The sequence below is a fragment of the Myxosarcina sp. GI1(2024) genome, from assembly GCF_053543375.1.
In genome coordinates, this window is record NZ_JBKGTY010000010.1 from 108,128 (window position 1) to 124,321 (window position 16,194).

Sequence of the window (16,194 nt, forward strand, 5' to 3'; positions counted from 1 at the left end):
TCAGCCAACGGACAGTCATGTTTCTCTTTTCCAATTTAGATAACTTTACTCATGATCGCAGAACTTCTAAAAATGCTTTTTCCCTGGAAAAATAACACTAATAGCCGCAATAATGCCAAAAACCGCCTCAAGCTAATTATAGCTCACGACCGCGCTTCGATAAACCCAGAAATGATGACTTCAATGCGCGAAGAAATCCTAGAAGTAGTAGCACGGTATGTGGACGTAGACCGCGAAGAAATGGAGTTTACTCTATCGAACGACCGCCGAACTACCGCTCTTACCGCCAATTTGCCAATTCGCCAAGTCAAAAGACCTGAAATGGTCTCGACGCAGGTTGAAGATTTAGAAAAACAGGTGCCTAGCACGGAATCTAGCCCTGGGGACAACAATAGCAATTACGATAACTCCGGTACTAACCAATAACTACCTGCAACAAAGATTGAAGAGATTGGAAAAAAGTCTGAGTTTGCTTGCCCGAATTCAGCTAGTCTGCAATCTGATTTTATTAATTACCGTTGGTTATTTAATTTTAGATAATTTAGTTTAGCCCACACTATCGAACGGGGCAGTTTAATTTAAACTGCCCCAAACTAACTATAGACGATATCGATCGCTTGGGGGATAGGGATCTACATCATACCCATACCACCCATACCGCCCATACCACCCATACCGCCCATGCCGCCCATGCCGCCCATGCCGCCACCAGGCGCGGCCGGAGCTTCGGGTTCTGGTTTTTCTACAACCAACGCTTCGGTAGTTAGGACCATACCGGCAATTGAAGCAGCATTTTGTACGGCAGAGCGTACTACTTTAGCGGGATCGATAATACCTGCAGCAATCATGTCGCCAAACTCCCCAGTCAGAGCATTGTAACCGACGTTAAAATCTGTATCCCTGACTTTTTCGACGATTATATAGCCTTCTACGCCAGCATTATTGGCAAGCTGAATCAAAGGATACTCCAGAGCTTTGGCAAAAATATCCACAGCCACTTGTTCTTCTGAGTTGCTGAGAGTAGTTTTAAAATCAGCCAGCTTTTGAGCCAGATGAATTAGGGTCGTACCGCCACCGGGAACTATACCTTCCTCTACTGCAGCTTTAGTAGCGTTGAGCGCGTCTTCAATGCGTAATTTGCGGTCTTTAAGCTCAGTTTCGGTAGCGGCTCCCACTTTGATCACAGCGACTCCACCAGCTAACTTGGCGATGCGCTCCTGAATTTTTTCGCTGTCGTATTCAGAGTCAGTTTCTTCTAGCTGCTTGCGTAGCTGCTCGACTCGTTTTTTGATATCGTTGGTGTTGCCCGCACCAGAGACAATAGTAGTATTTTCCTTGTCGATGGTTACTTTTTCAGCGGTTCCTAGCATATCCATCGAAACGGTTTCTAGACTTAAGCCCACCTCTTCAGAAATTACTTGACCGCCGGTTAATACGGCAATATCCTGCAACATCTGTTTGCGGCGATCGCCAAATCCAGGAGCTTTAATTGCGGCTGCATTGAGCACCCCTCTAGCTTTATTAACTACTAAGGTAGCTAGAGCTTCGCCCTCTAAATCTTCGGCAATAATTAACAAGGGCTTGCTTTCGCGAGCGACTTTTTCCAACACGGGAACTAAATCGGCGATCGCGCCAATTTTTTTATCGGTAATCAAAACCGCCGCGTTATCGAACTCTACTACCTGTCTTTCTTGATCGGTAACGAAGTAGGGAGAAATATAGCCGCGATCGATCTGCATTCCTTCAACTACATCTAGTTCTGTAGCCAACGATTTAGACTCTTCTACGGTAATTACCCCATCGGTAGTTACTCTTTTCATCGCTTCAGAAATCATCACGCCGACTTCTTCATCGTTACCCGCCGAGATAGTAGCCACTTGAGCGATCGCTTCTCCCTCTACGGGTTTGGCTACAGCCTCAATTTCTTTGACCAAAAAAGCGGTGGTTTTTTCCAAACCTCTTCTCAAAGCGACAGGGTTGGCACCTGCAGCAACATTTTTCAAGCCCTCCTTAATCAGTGCTTGAGCCATAATTGTTGCTGTAGTCGTACCGTCTCCCGCGATGTCTTTGGTTTTAGAAGCAACTTCCTGAATTAACTTCGCACCAGTATTTTCCAACGGGTCTTCTAATTCAATTTCTTTGGCGACGGTAATACCATCATTGACAATTTGGGGTGCGCCAAATTGCTTTTCTAACAAAACATTCCGTCCTTTCGGACCGAGTGTGATTTTTACCGCATCCGCAAGAGAGTTAACTCCTCTTTCTAATGCTTTTCTTGACTTTTCATCAAACGAAACGATTTTTGCCATAGTCTTCTGCTTTGAGTTCCGTTATGTATTCCATATGCAAATTTAGCACTCTTAAGCTGAGAGTGCTAAATCTTATCATACCAATTTCAAAACTTACCGCTATGGGGAAATCTCTACCAACCCTAAAAGGTTTACTATACTATATATTCATAAGTTGCCTGTAATCTTGTCAATCATTGTTGAAAATCTGAAATAGATAGCTCGAAAACCCATCCAATTTTATGATTCTCGGCATTCATAATAAATTTTACACCTCTTGCCAAAGAGCAGAACTTACCGATAATTAAGCGATCGCCGATAAAGGGAAAATGATACAGGACGTTACGCTCGAAGTCTTCTGAGACTTGCAGTAAGTGTAAATCTTCAATAATGATTCCGAATGAAGCAGATTTAGGGAAATCCCTTCATTGGATGTTTATCTTTTGGAGCGGCTCCGTACAAAATAGTCTCCGCTTGGGGAAATATCTGAGATCTGAATTATGGTTGTTACTTTAATATGCAACTAAATAGTCGTCGATTCAGTCAATAAATTTAAATATTGAGCAAAAATCAATCATAATCGATGAATAGACTCGCTTTACCATATCGACGTTTTGGCATTTTTCTGGCTATTTTTAGTCTGGTCAACTTAATTTCAGTTAAGCCAGCTATGACAGAGGAAAAACTCTTGCGAACGTTGACAGTAACGGGACAGGGAACGGAAAAAATTCCCACAACTTTAACCCAAGTAGAACTAGGAGTAGAAATTCGGGGTAAAACAGCAGTAGAAGTACAGCAGGAAGTGGCTAGGCGCACCTCAGCAGTAGTAGATTTTTTACGTTCTGCCGAAGTCGAACAGTTACAAACCACTGGCATTCGGCTACAGCCAAATTATGATTACAGCAACGATCGAAGAAACCTAATCGGCTATATCGGTACTAACACAGTCAGCTTTCGCTCCGAAACAGAGGAAGTTGTTAGTTTATTAGATGAAGTAGTACAGGCAGGAGCTACCCGCATTGATGGCGTAAGTTTTATGGCAACTGAAGCAGCTATTTCTGCCGCCCAAAAAGAAGCTCTCCGTCAAGCAACTACTGATGCGCGCGCGCAGGCAGATGCCGTATTAGAAACGCTTAATTTTAGTCCAGAGGAAATTATCAGCATTCAAATTAATGGAGCTAATGTTCCTCAACCACAACTCATTCAGGCAGAGCGACTTATGAGTGCAGATGCTCGAGCTAATACACCTGTAATTGGTGTAGAACAATCCGTTCGGGCTTCTGTTACCTTACAAATTAGCTATTAATTTTCTTCCCACAAGCGACGGCGAGCAGAACCATTTAGTTGCTGATGAGTATCTTTAACTAAAGCGGGTATGTCTAAATTTTCTGGACAGCGAGGCAAACAGTCACCACAATCAGTACAACGGTTGCCTTTAGTACCTGGAAACCAATGTCCGGCATTTTCTAGCATTCGATAGCGGTATTTGCCGTAATCTTTCATATCGTAGGCTACAGCAAGATTGCGGAGTCTTAATATTTCCGGAATATTAATTCGTTCGGGACAGGGAAGACAGCGATCGCATTGCCGACAGAACTCCCCTGCTAAAGCCCGTTCTGAGTGTCTTTCTAATCTCTCAAAGATCTCTAGTTCTCGAGGGCTAAGGGGGTAATCTCTATCGGCAACCTGCAAAGGAACCGACAATTCTTCTGGGTTTGCCGCACCAACGCTTAAAGTAGTGATGCGGCGATCGCTCAATAAAAAACGATAGGTTAATTCTAAGGGGGAGAAAGGACTGCATAAGCGCTGTAATTTTTCGGGAGGGGTGTAGAGCTTCCCTCCTTTGTCGGCAGGAGAGATAATAAATATTCCCATGTCTTTACTAGCAGCAAGAGCGACCGCGGCTCGGTTGCGCTGTGAGAAGTAATAATAGTGAAGATTGATAAATTCAAATAAATCTGTCTCAATCGCTGCCAAGATTAAATCCAAACTGCCATGGGTAGAAAAGCCTAAATGCCTTATTTTACCATCGGCGATCGCGGCTTCAATTGCCCTACGACAGCCTGAAGAATTTGTTACCCAGTCTAAATGTTGTCTGGTGTTAATCCCATGAATTGCCAAGCAATCTAGATACTCTAAACCCAATCTTGCCAGCGACTCGTCGATCCAGCAACTCATCTGTTTCTCGTCTGACGTGGGCGGTAACTTGGTGGTAATATGTATTTGCGATCGCGGTATTTTTAGCTGAAATAAAGCTTTTCCCACATAGGTTTCGCTGTTGCCGTAGCCTCTAGCGGTTTCTAAATGATTTATTCCTAGCGCGATCGCTCTGGCGATTGTATCGATGGCTAAATCTAGAGAAGCTAAACAGCGCATCGTTCCCAGAGAAAACACCGACAAGTCGAGCTTAGTTTTGCCAAATCTTCGCTGACGCATGAATAAAAAAATTTGTCCGTGACGAGCAAACGCGATCGACTATATAACAAAATCCCACACCATTTATGGGTGGGATGAGCTTAAGTTTATTTTCCCAAAATATCTAGATAAAAACTATGGTTTTTAACATAGACGTAGTCTAATTGCCTAACTTTGCTTGTAACCGCCTCGTTTGATCAATTCCTCTGGACTGAGATCTGAGACGAATTCCTTGAAAGCTTCTCGTTCGGCATCATCAGCGTCTCGATCTACGGGTATTGAAGCATCAGCAATAACTTCTTCCATTACCCAAATTGGACTATTAGTGCGCAAAGCAATAGCAACTGCGTCGCTGGGACGACAGTCGATTTCTTTTTTCACTTCCCCTTTTTGAAGACAGAGAACCGCATAAAAAGTATTATCTCTTAGAGAGTGAATGATGACTTTTTCTAACTTCAAATCCCAAGAGTCAAAAATATTAGTAATCAGATCGTGGGTTAGAGGACGAGGAGGATAGTGCCTTTCTAAAGCGCCAATAATCGATCTAGCCTGATCCTGTCCGATAAAAATAGGTAGTGCTCGACGTTCTGAACTATCTTTGAGTAGTATAAATGGACTACGGCTAGCGGCTTCTAGTGCGATGCCAGCAACTTTCATTTCAATCATGGATTTAGCCTCTGAAGAAGTAAGGATATATCTCGGCAGTAATTAAGAGCTAAAACAAGCAAGAAATCTCAATAGCGATCGCTCTTTCTGCTTTAGTCGAAGGTACTCCGCTTTAAAAGTGGCGAGTCCTCGGAAAGGAGGTAGTGACTAGCGAAGTCTCCTCGCCAGCTCGAGACTGTAGCGTCTTTTTCAAAGACGGACTCGTCGAATGACGATAAGACGGAGCCTGCTTCAACTTGATGACGTTTAATCACAGTATGCCTTAATTTATTGACGTTGACCAAGCGCTGAAAAAGTTAAAATAATTGGTAAAAAGTATGCTAAGTAAAAAACGTCATTGCCTTTTTTAGTAGATGAGAAACTTCTTTAAGTGTAAACTAACCGCTTGCCACCAGTCTCCCAGTATTTAGTCTTTAATCTAGGGGTAATTAGTTCCCTGAAAATTAGTATTTCTATAAGTTCTACAGCGTAACTAGATAATTTTTATTGTATTCCAAAAACCGCTGCTGTCTTTATCATAGGATTGAATTTTTTCTATCAATACCATGTTTACCGGTTTAGTACAGTCTTTAGGTTCGATTAATTTTCAAGATCGAAGTCGCCTGCAAATTTTTCCCACTGAGGATAAGGCAACCCTAATTGTTTCCGAGCTAGCAATTGGGGACAGCGTTGCAGTAGATGGAGCTTGTTTGACGGTAGAAACTATTTCTCACCAAAGTTTTATCGCCAGTATTTCTCCGGAAACCCTAGATCGAACTACTTTAGGGGTTCGCGAGCGCACTGCTCAATATGCCAACTTAGAAACTTCTTTAAAAGCCGGAAGTAAAATTGGCGGACATTTCGTTACGGGACACATTGACGGTATCGGCTGTTTGCTGGAGTCTCAAGCCACAGATAATGCCTGGTTGATGCGTTTTGGTACTCCTCCCGATACAGACCAACTCTGGCGCGATCGCATCGCTCGTTACTTAATTGCTAAAGGCAGTATTGCTGTCAATGGTGTTAGCTTGACCATCGCCGAACTGGCTGGCGATCGCAGTTGGTTTAGCTGTGCCGTCATTCCCCATACCCATGCTGAAACCAATCTACGTTACCTACAAAGGGGAGATTTGGTCAATTTAGAGAGCGATATTTTGGGTAAATACGTCGAGCAAGCGGTGCGGCTGAATCTGAGAGGTTTCTCTAATGGTAATTTGTCAGAGGGACAAGGGCAACCAGATGAGATTAGCCTCAATTTTTTAACTGAGAACGGCTATTTATAGCCAGCTTTTGGTCGATTAAAGATAACAGCAGACACTCCCAGACCAAACGCGGTTGAACGTGAGCGAGAAGATACTGACGGCTGGTTTCCCAAGTTTTAATAGTTTCCCCCGATACTCCCTGTTGCCAATAGTAGTTTTGCAAATAGTCTATCAGCCAAAGTTGCTCGGTTAGATCTAACTGGTCGTTAATGGTTCGAGCCAGGCTGATAGCTTCTAGAGGAGTTTGAGGTAATTGTAATAACTGCCGGAGTAAATCCGGAGAAATTGCTTGTAAGATCTGCCAAGACGCGATCGCAGCTCCTGGACTTCCTTGGGCGATCTGAATTAGTTGGGGATTGTCTAAAATTTCTGAATGACCTTCCCTTTGTAAGATTGTTGCCAAATCGTCTTGAGATAGGCGGTGAAATTGGATTTGCTGACAGCGAGAAACCAAAGTAGGTAGTAGCAAATCTTTATCGAGTGCCAGTAAAATTAGGGTGGCGTTTCCTGGTTCTTCTAAAGTTTTAAGTAGAGCATTAGCTGCAGCTTCTACCAAGGTTTGAGTTTCTTCAATGACTACGACTTGACGGGATGCTTCTAATGGATGACGAGTTAAAAAATGAGTAATCTCTCTAATTTGTTCGATGCGAATTTTAGGGGAGGTTTTAAATTTTAAATCTCGTTCTGCGGCTCGTTCGACTGAAATTAGTTCTCCTTTATGAAGATAAGTAGGCTGCACCCACAGCAAGTCGGGATGATTGCGAGATTTAATTTTTTTAATGGTTCGAAGTTGTCTTGCTAATGGCAAATTAGCAGTGAGCAAGAGTTCGGCAAAATTTCTGGCGGCTATGCTGCGACCAATACCAGCAGCACCGTAAAATAAATAAGCTGGTGCGACTTGGTTTAGTGCCATAGCTTGCCGTAAGAGTTTAACTGCCCTGTCTTGACCGATTAAATCGGCAAAATAATCCATCGGTTAATTTTCTAGATCGACCGATACATCGAGGTTTGAAGGATCGATTAGAGTAATGTCAAAAGGATCGTCTGGAGGAATAGTAGGAAAAATGTCATATTGTCGATATTGATATATCGCATGAACCTGCGGTCCAAAAATTACCTTATCACCATCTTTAAGATCGTGAAAGCGAACTTTACGACCTTCAATTAGCAAACCGTTAACGCTAACTTTTCCTTCAGAGTCTCCATCGATAATTCGATAATAATAGCTACCATCTTCTCGCAAACGCCTAACTAAAGTAGCATGATGGCGTGAGACGAACTGTGATTGCAACACGATACTGCATTGACTTCCCCTTCCCAAAGAATAGATTTCTTCCCTGAGTAAAATTTCTTTTCTTCCTTTGCCATCGGTGACAATTAATACGTGTTCTTCGCGATGTTGTGCGGGTTTTCCAGCCATTAACAAGTCCAAATGGGCAGATAATTTTTTTGGGTCGCCAATTACTCCGCGCCCTTAACGACCGAAACGAAACGTAACTTTAGCTCCTAAAAATCCAACCTGATTACTCCATGCCCCTAAAAACTGAGATAGTTACGCTACCATCGGTGCAGTAATAATTTTTTATTTTTTATCTATTATTATTTTTTATCTATTATTTTTACATAAATTATCGTTTATCCAGGGAAAAATTAAGATTTAGTAAAAGTGAATTACCAACCACAATTAACGAACTAGCTGCCATCGCCGCTGCTGCCAAGCCTGGAGATAAGAGTAAGCCATATTGTGGTAACAATATTCCTGCCGCGATGGGAATTGCCAGTACATTGTAAGCTAAAGCCCAGAACAAATTTTGCCGGATCTTATTGACAGTCACTCGACTGAGTTGTATCGAGGCGATCGCATCTCTGAGCTTATTTTGCATGAGGACGATATCGGCAGTTTCAATGGCGACATCCGTACTTTCTTGTAACGATATGCCTACATCAGCTACTGCTAGAGCTGGCGCATCATTAATACCATCGCCGATAATTGCTACCTGATGAGATTTTTGTAGCTCTTTAATCGCATTTGCTTTTTGCTCGGGTTTGACCTCAGCTAACACTCGTTTGACATTGAGTTGTCGGGCTATGGCTTGAGCCACTTCTTGGCGATCGCCGGTTAATAAAACCACTTCTAAACCCATTGACTGTAGTTCTCTAACGGTTTGACCAGCATCGGGGCGGAGGCTATCTTCTAAAGTAATTAATCCGCCCAATTGCTCCCCAATTCCTACATAAATTAAGGTTTTTCCCGACTGAGAGAGAGATGCGGCTAAGCAATCGCTTTCATCATCGAGATAAATATCATGCTGAGATAACCATTCTCGATTACCTAAATAAATTTTTTCTCCTGCCACTATCGCCGCAATTCCCAAACCCAACTCACTGTGAAAATCTGTTGCTTTGAGGCGAGAAAGCTCTTTTTCTTGAGACTTACTAATAATTGCCTTAGCTAATGGATGATTGCTACCACTTTCTACCGCAGCAGCTAATTGCAAGAGGCGATCGCCCTTAGCGGTATGCGGAGCATAATCGCCCTCGAGTTCGACTAATGGGATAGAATCGGTAACTTGAGGATAACCGCTAGTTAGAGTACCAGTTTTATCAAAGACGACCGTATCTATTTGACAGACTCGTTCTAAAATATCGCCACCTTTAATCAAAATCCCTCGTTCCGCACCAATACTGGTACCGACTAGAATCGCGGTGGGAGTAGCCAAACCGAGGGCACAAGGACAGGCAATAACCAGTACGGCGATCGCCAGTTTGAGGCTTAGCAATAAAGGCGAAGTACTCGTAGTCATTCCTGCCATCGAGTGAGAAGTAGTAACTAAAACCTCCGTCCAAACTTTAGTACCGATAAAATACCAAAAAAGAAACGTCACCGTAGCGATCGCCATTACCCCGTAAGCAAAATACCCCGCAATGGTATCGGCTAATTTCTGTACGGGGGCTTTATGGGTTTGGGCATCTTCAACCAAACTAATAATTTTAGCTAGAGTCGTATTGTTCCCGATGCCCTTAACTTTTATAGTGATGACTCCAGATTGATTAATCGTACCCGCACGCACTAAATCTCCCAACTTTTTACTAACGGGAAGCGATTCTCCCGTCAGCATCGACTCGTCAACAGCGGTTTCTCCTAAAACTATTTCTCCATCTACGGGAATTTTTTCTCCTGGTAGAACTCGCAGCCATTCCCCCACCTTGACTTGCCCTACGGGTAGCTCGATTTCTGCCGTTTCCGCATCATCTTTACTAACTAGACGGGCAACTGGTGGTTGCATCGAGACTAATTTTTCTAACGCCTGAGAAGCACGATTTCTAGCTTTTCCCTCCAGAGTACGTCCCAATAAAATAAAGCCCAACAGCATCACTGGTTCGTCAAAAAAGCACTCCCAGCCCAATTGGGGAAATACTAAAGCCACACAACTAGCGAGATAAGCACTAACCGTACCCAAACCAACTAGTGTATTCATATTGGGCATACCATGAACCAAACCGCGCCAGCCATCGACTAGTAGCGATCGCCCTGGAATTAATAAGGCTAAAGTCGCCAATCCCCAATGAAACCAAATATTACTCAGTACGGGAATATAGGGCAAGCCGAAGTGATTGAGATGTCCAATACCAGAAAAAACTAACAAGATCGCGGCAGTAATTAATTGCCGAATTTGCTGTTGCTGCTGTTGACGTTTGGAACGGTTATCGATAGCAACCTGATAAATGCCGCGATCGCTCTGGCGCAGTTGGGAAGGAAACCCGGTTTGCGTCAATTTTTCCGCTAGGGTTTCTGGATTTACTGTTTGAGTTTCATATTCAACTACTGCCACTTCCGTAATTAAGTTTACCTTGGCTGAGATCACTCCAGAATTTTGCTCGAGCTGTCTTTCTATTGCCTTGACACAGCCCGCACACTTCATGCCTCCTACATCTAAAGTAATTTTTTCGGTAGCTGAAGAGTGATTATTAGAAGAATTGTGAGTTGGTTGGGAAATTTGGGGAGATTTGATCATAAGGGACGAGATGATAAATCGAATTGCCAACATAGGATCTACTTACTGTTTAAGATCTTAGTTTAAATTCTGATTACATAATCTAAGCAGCAACGAACAGCTCATCACATTAAAATCTCTTCAACACGCGATCGCTGCCTTAGATCGAGCTAAGATCGCAGTACGTTAATTGGTTAGGACAAGTTTAGTTACTAGTTCGTAAATAATGAGTAAGAAGTGTCCTAATAACAGTACGTATTGCTATAAAAAAATGCCCACCATTTCTGGAGAGCATTTTTGATTTAGTTAAGTTTTAAGTCAACTTACATTGACCATCAACTGATTAATTTAGCCGTTGATACTAGGAGCAGTTAAGGCTACAGGAGCTGTCTCACCACTTGCCAAGTCTAAGGGGAAGTTGTGAGCGTTGCGCTCGTGCATGACCTCAAATCCAAGGTTAGCTCGGTTGAGTACGTCTGCCCAAGTGTTGACGACACGTCCTTGAGAATCCAAGATCGACTGGTTGAAGTTAAATCCGTTGAGGTTGAACGCCATGGTGGAAATTCCCATTGCGGTGAACCAGATTCCAATTACCGGCCATGCTCCTAAGAAGAAGTGCAAGGAACGGCTGTTGTTGAAAGACGCGTATTGGAAGATCAAACGACCGAAGTAACCGTGTGCGGCTACGATGTTGTAAGTTTCTTCCTCTTGTCCGAATTTGTAACCGTAGTTTTGAGATTCGGTTTCAGTGGTTTCACGGACTAAGCTAGAAGTTACCAAGCTTCCGTGCATAGCGCTGAATAGTGCGCCCCCGAATACACCTGCTACACCCAACATGTGGAAGGGATGCATTAAGATGTTGTGCTCGGCTTGGAAGACGAACATGAAGTTGAACGTACCGCTAATTCCTAAGGGCATTCCGTCGGAGAAGCTTCCTTGTCCTAAGGGATAGATTAAGAAGACTGCAGTCGCTGCAGATACTGGTGCCGAGTAGGCTACACAGATCCAAGGACGCATTCCTAGTCTATAGCTCAGTTCCCACTGACGACCTAAGTAGGAGAAAACTCCGATCAGGAAGTGGAAGACGATCAGCTGGTAAGGACCACCGTTGTAGAGCCATTCGTCTAGGGATGCTGCCTCCCAAATGGGATAAAAGTGTAGTCCGATGGCGTTAGAGCTCGGTACTACTGCTCCAGAGACGATGTTGTTGCCGTAAAGCAAAGAACCGGCTACTGGTTCTCTGATGCCGTCGATGTCTACAGGTGGTGCTGCGACGAAGGCAATTAGGAAACAGGTGGTTGCCGCTAGGAGGGTGGGGATCATCAATACACCGAACCAACCGACGTAGATGCGGTTGTTGGTGCTAGTTACCCACTGACAAAAATTCTCCCAAGCGCTGCGATTTTCGCTTCTGCTTAGTGTAGTTGTCATAGTGCTTATAATTGCGTTATTTAAGTTTTCAAGGTTCGATTATTTGAACTGGATGGGAAACGAGATAAAAATATAATGTGTTTTCTCATCCACATTTAAACCTTAACTAATAATTTGATTTCTGTCAAGTTTTGTAACGAGCTTCTTGACGGTTTTGGTCGCTAGACATAGCTAAACCTGATTGTGGTGATCGCCTGTCGAGCTAAATCACGTCTACAAATAAAAATGCCACCCCTGCTAATGAAACCAGCACTCCCAAAATGGCACGCAGGCTAACTTTTTCCCCCATTAATGCTACGAGGGGCAAAATAAATAGAGGACTAGTGGCTAAGAGAGTTTGAGCGATACCTGTAGGTGAAAATTTCAACGAGATTTGCTGTAGCCAGATACCTAAATAAGTACCGCCAAAGGCGGCGATCGCCACTGCGCTCCAGTTACGTTGGGATAGTTGCGGCTGAGGGGAATGATTTTGTTTGCTCTCGGTAGCTAGTAAGAGCAACCAGACGACTGCAGTACCGGCTATTAAACGTATTGTCGCGCTGCTCAAGGGACTGATATTGGAATATAACAGGGCAAAACGAGAAATAACAGCACCGAAGGCTTGAGTGATCGCCGCTAAAACTGCCCAGATAATTCCCAACCGTAGCCGAGTATGCTGCTGAAAAGTAAGGGGGATACGTTCGCTAATTACCCAAATAATACCGCCAAGGGTAAGCAGAATGCCACACCAGGCACTAACCGTTAGCCGTTCGCCAATAAAAACTAAGGCTAAAAGTGCCCCTATGGGAGGGGACAGGGTTTCGAGTAATAAAGTACGTCTCGCGCCCAAATTATTTAGAGCGGCAAAATAAGCAGTATCTCCCAAACCAATGCCAATTATGCCACTAAGGGATAACATGACCGTGGGATATAAAGCTAGCTGGTTAATGGTGGCTTTTTGCCAGAACAGAGTCAGGATTAACAGTGCGATCGCGATAACACCTTTATAAGCGTTAAGTCGTAGTGGTGAAATCTTCGCTCCCAAGCGGGTATAAACTATCGAAGCAACTGCCCATAAAAAAGCAGCACTCAATGCTGCTAACTCTCCAATAAATTCCGGAACAAAAGTCATAAATGTTGTCGATCGTCAAAGTTTTCAATTGAGGCGTTGCTAAGTTAAATTTAACGCACGAATCAGAATAGATTTCATAGATTCGATCGACAACAGAGCCATGTCATGTTCGAAGTGCCTCTAAACAGCTAACCAAAAGACCTCGATACTATGACGCTCGAAACTGAGTACTTTTATGATGGTTGTTTACATTGACGATGACTATTTTAAAGGTAGTTTAATCGTAAAGATAGTTCCTCGACCGACTTCTGATTCGACTTCAATACTTCCTTCATGGGAATTAACAATCTGCTCGCATAAATATAAACCCAAACCCTTACCAGAACGGCGATGGTTGCCCTGATGAAAACGCTGAAAAATAGACTTTTGTTCGCTTTGAGGAATGCCGATTCCCGTATCTTCTACTTCCAAAATCGCTCTTTCGTCACTCTTTCGTAAGCGTATCGCGACAAAGCCACTGTCGGTAAACTTAATTGCATTACTAATAAAATTAGATAGAACGCGACGCAATTCTAAGCGATCGCCTTTGACAGTCACGTCGGGTAGAACCTCTAGTTTCAACTCCAAGCCTTTTTCTTCTGCCAGAGGTTTGAGTTCTGTTGTTACTTCCTCAACCAATTCTGAGAGCTCGAATTCGATAAAGCTCAGAATTTTTCTCCCTACTTCATAGTGATGTACTTCCAGCATCGTATTTAACATTTTGAGCAAATTGTCATTGCTACTATTAATGTTAGAAATTGCTTCTTTCATTTCATCGGAAATAGTTCCGAAAACTTCCTGCTGCATTAAAGTCAACATCCTATTAGCTGCAACTAGAGGGGTGCGCAGGTCATGAGTCAGACAAGATACGAAATTTTCCCGTTGATCGATAGTTTGCTTGAGTCGCAGCAGCGAACGAACCCTAGCTTGCAATTCCTCAATTTGAATCGGTTTGCGAATAAATTCGTCTGCCCCTGCGTCCAAACCATGAATAACGCTAGACTCCTGATAGGCACTAATTAATAAAATCGGAATAAAAGGTAAACTGCGATCCTGGCGAATTTGCTTAGTTACTTCATAACCGTTAATTCCAGGCATCATTACATCCAAGAGAATTAAATCGGGCGGAGATTGTTTGATCTTTTCGAGAGCTTTTTTGCCATCGTCAATTAAACAAACTTCGTAACCTTCTTGTTCTAGAGCTAATTGAAATAAAAATAAGTTATCGGGGGTATCATCTACAGCAAGAATCCGGTCTTTTTTTAAAGCTATAGCGGACGACATAGAAAAATAAATTTTTTATAAAGGGATGATTATATCTATCTAATAATTTTAAAATAATGTTCTAGCTTCAAATATAAGCCTTACGAGGGATTTTGACGCAAAAAACCGAACCTACTCCCACTTCACTTTCTACGTTTATCGTGCCCTGAAGCATCTTAATCAAAGAATCAGTAATTGCCAATCCCAAGCCAGTACCAGTATGAGAGCGTGAGATAGATTGATCTGCTTGGCGAAAAGCTTCAAAAATTCGCTTGTAATCCTCTTTTTTAATGCCAATCCCCGTATCTTCAACCGAAATTACTATATCGTCTCCATGCTCCCATACTTTAACTTTGACGCGACCGCGTTCGGTAAATTTAATCGCATTAGATAAAAGGTTGACCAGAATTCTTTTCAAACAACTATAGTCCTGAAATATGGTGGGATTTTGTAGAGTGATTTCTGTGGTTAGCTCGATTTTTTTTTGTTCTGCAAGCGATCGCAGTTCTTCAACGGTGAGATAAACTAATCGGTCTAGTTCCAATTGGCGAAAGTTAAGTTCGAATTTGCCTGCCTCGATTTTAGAAAAATCTAATAGTTCGTTAATCATTTCTAAGAGACTTTGGCTATTGTTAAAAATTCGACTGACAATATTTAACTGTTGCTCGGTTAAAGGATCGGGATACTGACGCAATAACAGTTGCGAAAACCCCATAATGGCGTTCATTGGAGTTCGCAGTTCGTGGGACATAGTTGCCAAAAACTCAGATTTGAGACGAGAGGCTTCCTGTAACTGAATGTTTTGTAATTTAATTTGCTGCTGCTGTAGTTTTAATTCGCGGTTTTTTTGCATCAGCAGTTCATTAGTCGCTCGTAATCGCTGATTTGCTATTGCTGCCGCTTTCTCAGCACGGTTGACGCGAATCGCACTAGAAATAGTTTGAATCAAGTTTTGCGGAGAAACTCGTGATTTAGATAGATAATCGGCGGCTCCTGCTTTCATAATTTCTACAGCGATTTCTTCATCTCCTTGACCCGTAAGCACGATTAAAGGTACTGCGACCTCTAAATTATTCAGCTGCTCGATCAGGCTCAAACCGTTACTATCTGGTAAATAGTAATCGAGTAAAATTACGTCAAAATCGTGGCGATTTGAGTTAAAACATAACTGTTCTAAAGCTGCAGCACTATTTTCCGCTTCGCTGAAAATTACTTTCAAACCGCCTTTTTGCAAAGCGCGTTTTACCGCCATACGGTCTACTTCATCATCATCTACTATCAAAATCCTTAAGGTTTCATCCATTACTAAAGTCGGGCATTCTGAATTATTTGCTTGGAGGTCGAGACTTAAATAGCTATCGGCTCTAAGGCATTTCACATAGAGTCCAGTATTTATTTAAAGCAATCATGACTTCGGCAAAATTACCAAAGGTAACGGGTTTGAGAATATAGCCTGCTACATTGAGATTGTATGCCTCGACGCGATCGCGATCTTCGTCAGACGTAGTTAAAACTATCACTGGGGTTAACTTGAGTTCGGGATGTTCCCTCAATTTGTGGAGAAATTCCAAACCATTCATCTTAGGCATATTAAGGTCGAGTAAAACTAAGCGGCGACTCGCGGGAATAACCTCTTGGTTACCCTCGATCGCTCCAAGCTTTTCTAAAGCTTCAATTCCATTGCTAGCAGTAAATAGAGGATTATAGATGTTGTGTTTTTTGAATGCCCTTTTGACATTCATAATATCGACTTCATCGTCTTCTACCAGCAAAATATTAATAATTCGTTCTTCCATAATCCAATA

Annotated in this window: 14 protein-coding genes and 1 pseudogene; 3 read left to right on the forward strand and 12 right to left on the reverse strand. The window is 42.7% G+C overall.

Annotation, left to right across the window (positions count from 1 at the left end):
• Positions 1-51 precede the first annotated feature (51 nt).
• Positions 52-426 (forward strand): cell division topological specificity factor MinE, encoded by a 375-nt coding sequence (minE, locus tag ACLFKQ_RS25725; protein WP_449002523.1) that lies wholly within the window; start codon positions 52-54, stop codon positions 424-426.
• A 206-nt stretch (positions 427-632) separates the two neighbouring features.
• Here the strand turns inward: minE and groL are convergent, their stop codons facing one another.
• Positions 633-2,309 carry a chaperonin GroEL gene (gene groL / locus ACLFKQ_RS25730; protein ID WP_449002524.1) on the reverse strand — a complete coding sequence of 559 codons (1,677 nt, stop codon included), beginning with the start codon at positions 2,307-2,309 and terminating at the stop codon, positions 633-635.
• A gap of 175 nt (positions 2,310-2,484) precedes the next feature.
• A pseudogene (locus ACLFKQ_RS25735) lies at positions 2,485-2,699 on the reverse strand (chloramphenicol acetyltransferase); the annotation flags it as partial.
• A 172-nt stretch (positions 2,700-2,871) separates the two neighbouring features.
• On the opposite strand from ACLFKQ_RS25735, the gene ACLFKQ_RS25740 reads away from it, so the two are divergent.
• The gene (locus ACLFKQ_RS25740; RefSeq protein ID WP_449002525.1) at positions 2,872-3,594 is read left to right on the forward strand and encodes an SIMPL domain-containing protein; all 723 of its coding nucleotides are present in this window, start codon (positions 2,872-2,874) and stop codon (positions 3,592-3,594) included.
• Here ACLFKQ_RS25740 and ACLFKQ_RS25745 read toward each other — a convergent pair.
• Positions 3,591-4,724: an aldo/keto reductase gene (locus tag ACLFKQ_RS25745; RefSeq protein WP_449002526.1), complete on the reverse strand. Its 1,134-nt coding sequence runs from the start codon at positions 4,722-4,724 to the stop codon at positions 3,591-3,593. The two genes, ACLFKQ_RS25740 and ACLFKQ_RS25745, sit on opposite strands and share 4 nt — an antisense overlap.
• 147 nt (positions 4,725-4,871) lie before the next feature.
• Positions 4,872-5,369, reverse strand: a complete 498-nt coding sequence (locus tag ACLFKQ_RS25750; protein ID WP_449002527.1) for a bifunctional nuclease family protein — start codon at positions 5,367-5,369, stop codon at positions 4,872-4,874.
• Positions 5,370-5,914: 545 nt separating this feature from the next.
• On the opposite strand from ACLFKQ_RS25750, the gene ribE reads away from it, so the two are divergent.
• A complete protein-coding gene (ribE, locus tag ACLFKQ_RS25755; protein WP_449002528.1) occupies positions 5,915-6,631 on the forward strand; it encodes a riboflavin synthase in 717 nt (238 codons plus the stop codon).
• Here the strand turns inward: ribE and ACLFKQ_RS25760 are convergent.
• The 8 genes from ACLFKQ_RS25760 to ACLFKQ_RS25795 all read right to left on the reverse strand — a co-directional run bounded on the left by ACLFKQ_RS25760 (position 6,600) and on the right by ACLFKQ_RS25795 (position 16,185).
• Positions 6,600-7,583 (reverse strand): DNA polymerase III subunit delta', encoded by a 984-nt coding sequence (locus tag ACLFKQ_RS25760; RefSeq protein ID WP_449002529.1) that lies wholly within the window; start codon positions 7,581-7,583, stop codon positions 6,600-6,602. The two genes, ribE and ACLFKQ_RS25760, sit on opposite strands and share 32 nt — an antisense overlap.
• A gap of 3 nt (positions 7,584-7,586) precedes the next feature.
• A complete protein-coding gene (locus tag ACLFKQ_RS25765) occupies positions 7,587-8,030 on the reverse strand; it encodes an FHA domain-containing protein (RefSeq protein WP_449002530.1) in 444 nt (147 codons plus the stop codon).
• 208 nt (positions 8,031-8,238) lie between these two features.
• Positions 8,239-10,626 carry a heavy metal translocating P-type ATPase gene (locus tag ACLFKQ_RS25770; RefSeq protein WP_449002531.1) on the reverse strand — a complete coding sequence of 796 codons (2,388 nt, stop codon included), beginning with the start codon at positions 10,624-10,626 and terminating at the stop codon, positions 8,239-8,241.
• A gap of 327 nt (positions 10,627-10,953) precedes the next feature.
• Positions 10,954-12,036 (reverse strand): photosystem II q(b) protein, encoded by a 1,083-nt coding sequence (psbA, locus tag ACLFKQ_RS25775; RefSeq protein WP_449001246.1) that lies wholly within the window; start codon positions 12,034-12,036, stop codon positions 10,954-10,956.
• 202 nt (positions 12,037-12,238) lie between these two features.
• Positions 12,239-13,147: a DMT family transporter gene (locus tag ACLFKQ_RS25780; RefSeq protein WP_449002532.1), complete on the reverse strand. Its 909-nt coding sequence runs from the start codon at positions 13,145-13,147 to the stop codon at positions 12,239-12,241.
• A gap of 201 nt (positions 13,148-13,348) precedes the next feature.
• Positions 13,349-14,410: an ATP-binding response regulator gene (locus ACLFKQ_RS25785; RefSeq protein ID WP_449002533.1), complete on the reverse strand. Its 1,062-nt coding sequence runs from the start codon at positions 14,408-14,410 to the stop codon at positions 13,349-13,351.
• A gap of 67 nt (positions 14,411-14,477) precedes the next feature.
• Positions 14,478-15,767: an ATP-binding response regulator gene (locus ACLFKQ_RS25790; RefSeq protein WP_449002534.1), complete on the reverse strand. Its 1,290-nt coding sequence runs from the start codon at positions 15,765-15,767 to the stop codon at positions 14,478-14,480.
• Complete coding sequence (locus ACLFKQ_RS25795) at positions 15,754-16,185, reverse strand: response regulator (RefSeq protein ID WP_449002535.1); 432 nt, start codon at positions 16,183-16,185, stop codon at positions 15,754-15,756. Before ACLFKQ_RS25795 ends, ACLFKQ_RS25790 begins: the two co-directional genes overlap by 14 nt.
• Positions 16,186-16,194: the final 9 nt, after the last annotated feature.

What these genes read in the sequence shown, in the direction of transcription:
- minE (WP_449002523.1), top strand. Translation starts at nt 52, where the DNA reads ATGATCGCAGAACTTCTAAAAATGCTTTTTCCCTGGAAAAATAACACT.
- groL (WP_449002524.1), bottom strand. Translation starts at nt 2,309, where the DNA reads ATGGCAAAAATCGTTTCGTTTGATGAAAAGTCAAGAAAAGCATTAGAA.
- ACLFKQ_RS25740 (WP_449002525.1), top strand. Translation starts at nt 2,872, where the DNA reads ATGAATAGACTCGCTTTACCATATCGACGTTTTGGCATTTTTCTGGCT.
- ACLFKQ_RS25745 (WP_449002526.1), bottom strand. Translation starts at nt 4,724, where the DNA reads ATGCGTCAGCGAAGATTTGGCAAAACTAAGCTCGACTTGTCGGTGTTT.
- ACLFKQ_RS25750 (WP_449002527.1), bottom strand. Translation starts at nt 5,369, where the DNA reads ATGATTGAAATGAAAGTTGCTGGCATCGCACTAGAAGCCGCTAGCCGT.
- ribE (WP_449002528.1), top strand. Translation starts at nt 5,915, where the DNA reads ATGTTTACCGGTTTAGTACAGTCTTTAGGTTCGATTAATTTTCAAGAT.
- ACLFKQ_RS25760 (WP_449002529.1), bottom strand. Translation starts at nt 7,583, where the DNA reads ATGGATTATTTTGCCGATTTAATCGGTCAAGACAGGGCAGTTAAACTC.
- ACLFKQ_RS25765 (WP_449002530.1), bottom strand. Translation starts at nt 8,030, where the DNA reads ATGGCTGGAAAACCCGCACAACATCGCGAAGAACACGTATTAATTGTC.
- ACLFKQ_RS25770 (WP_449002531.1), bottom strand. Translation starts at nt 10,626, where the DNA reads ATGATCAAATCTCCCCAAATTTCCCAACCAACTCACAATTCTTCTAAT.
- psbA (WP_449001246.1), bottom strand. Translation starts at nt 12,036, where the DNA reads ATGACAACTACACTAAGCAGAAGCGAAAATCGCAGCGCTTGGGAGAAT.
- ACLFKQ_RS25780 (WP_449002532.1), bottom strand. Translation starts at nt 13,147, where the DNA reads ATGACTTTTGTTCCGGAATTTATTGGAGAGTTAGCAGCATTGAGTGCT.
- ACLFKQ_RS25785 (WP_449002533.1), bottom strand. Translation starts at nt 14,410, where the DNA reads ATGTCGTCCGCTATAGCTTTAAAAAAAGACCGGATTCTTGCTGTAGAT.
- ACLFKQ_RS25795 (WP_449002535.1), bottom strand. Translation starts at nt 16,185, where the DNA reads ATGGAAGAACGAATTATTAATATTTTGCTGGTAGAAGACGATGAAGTC.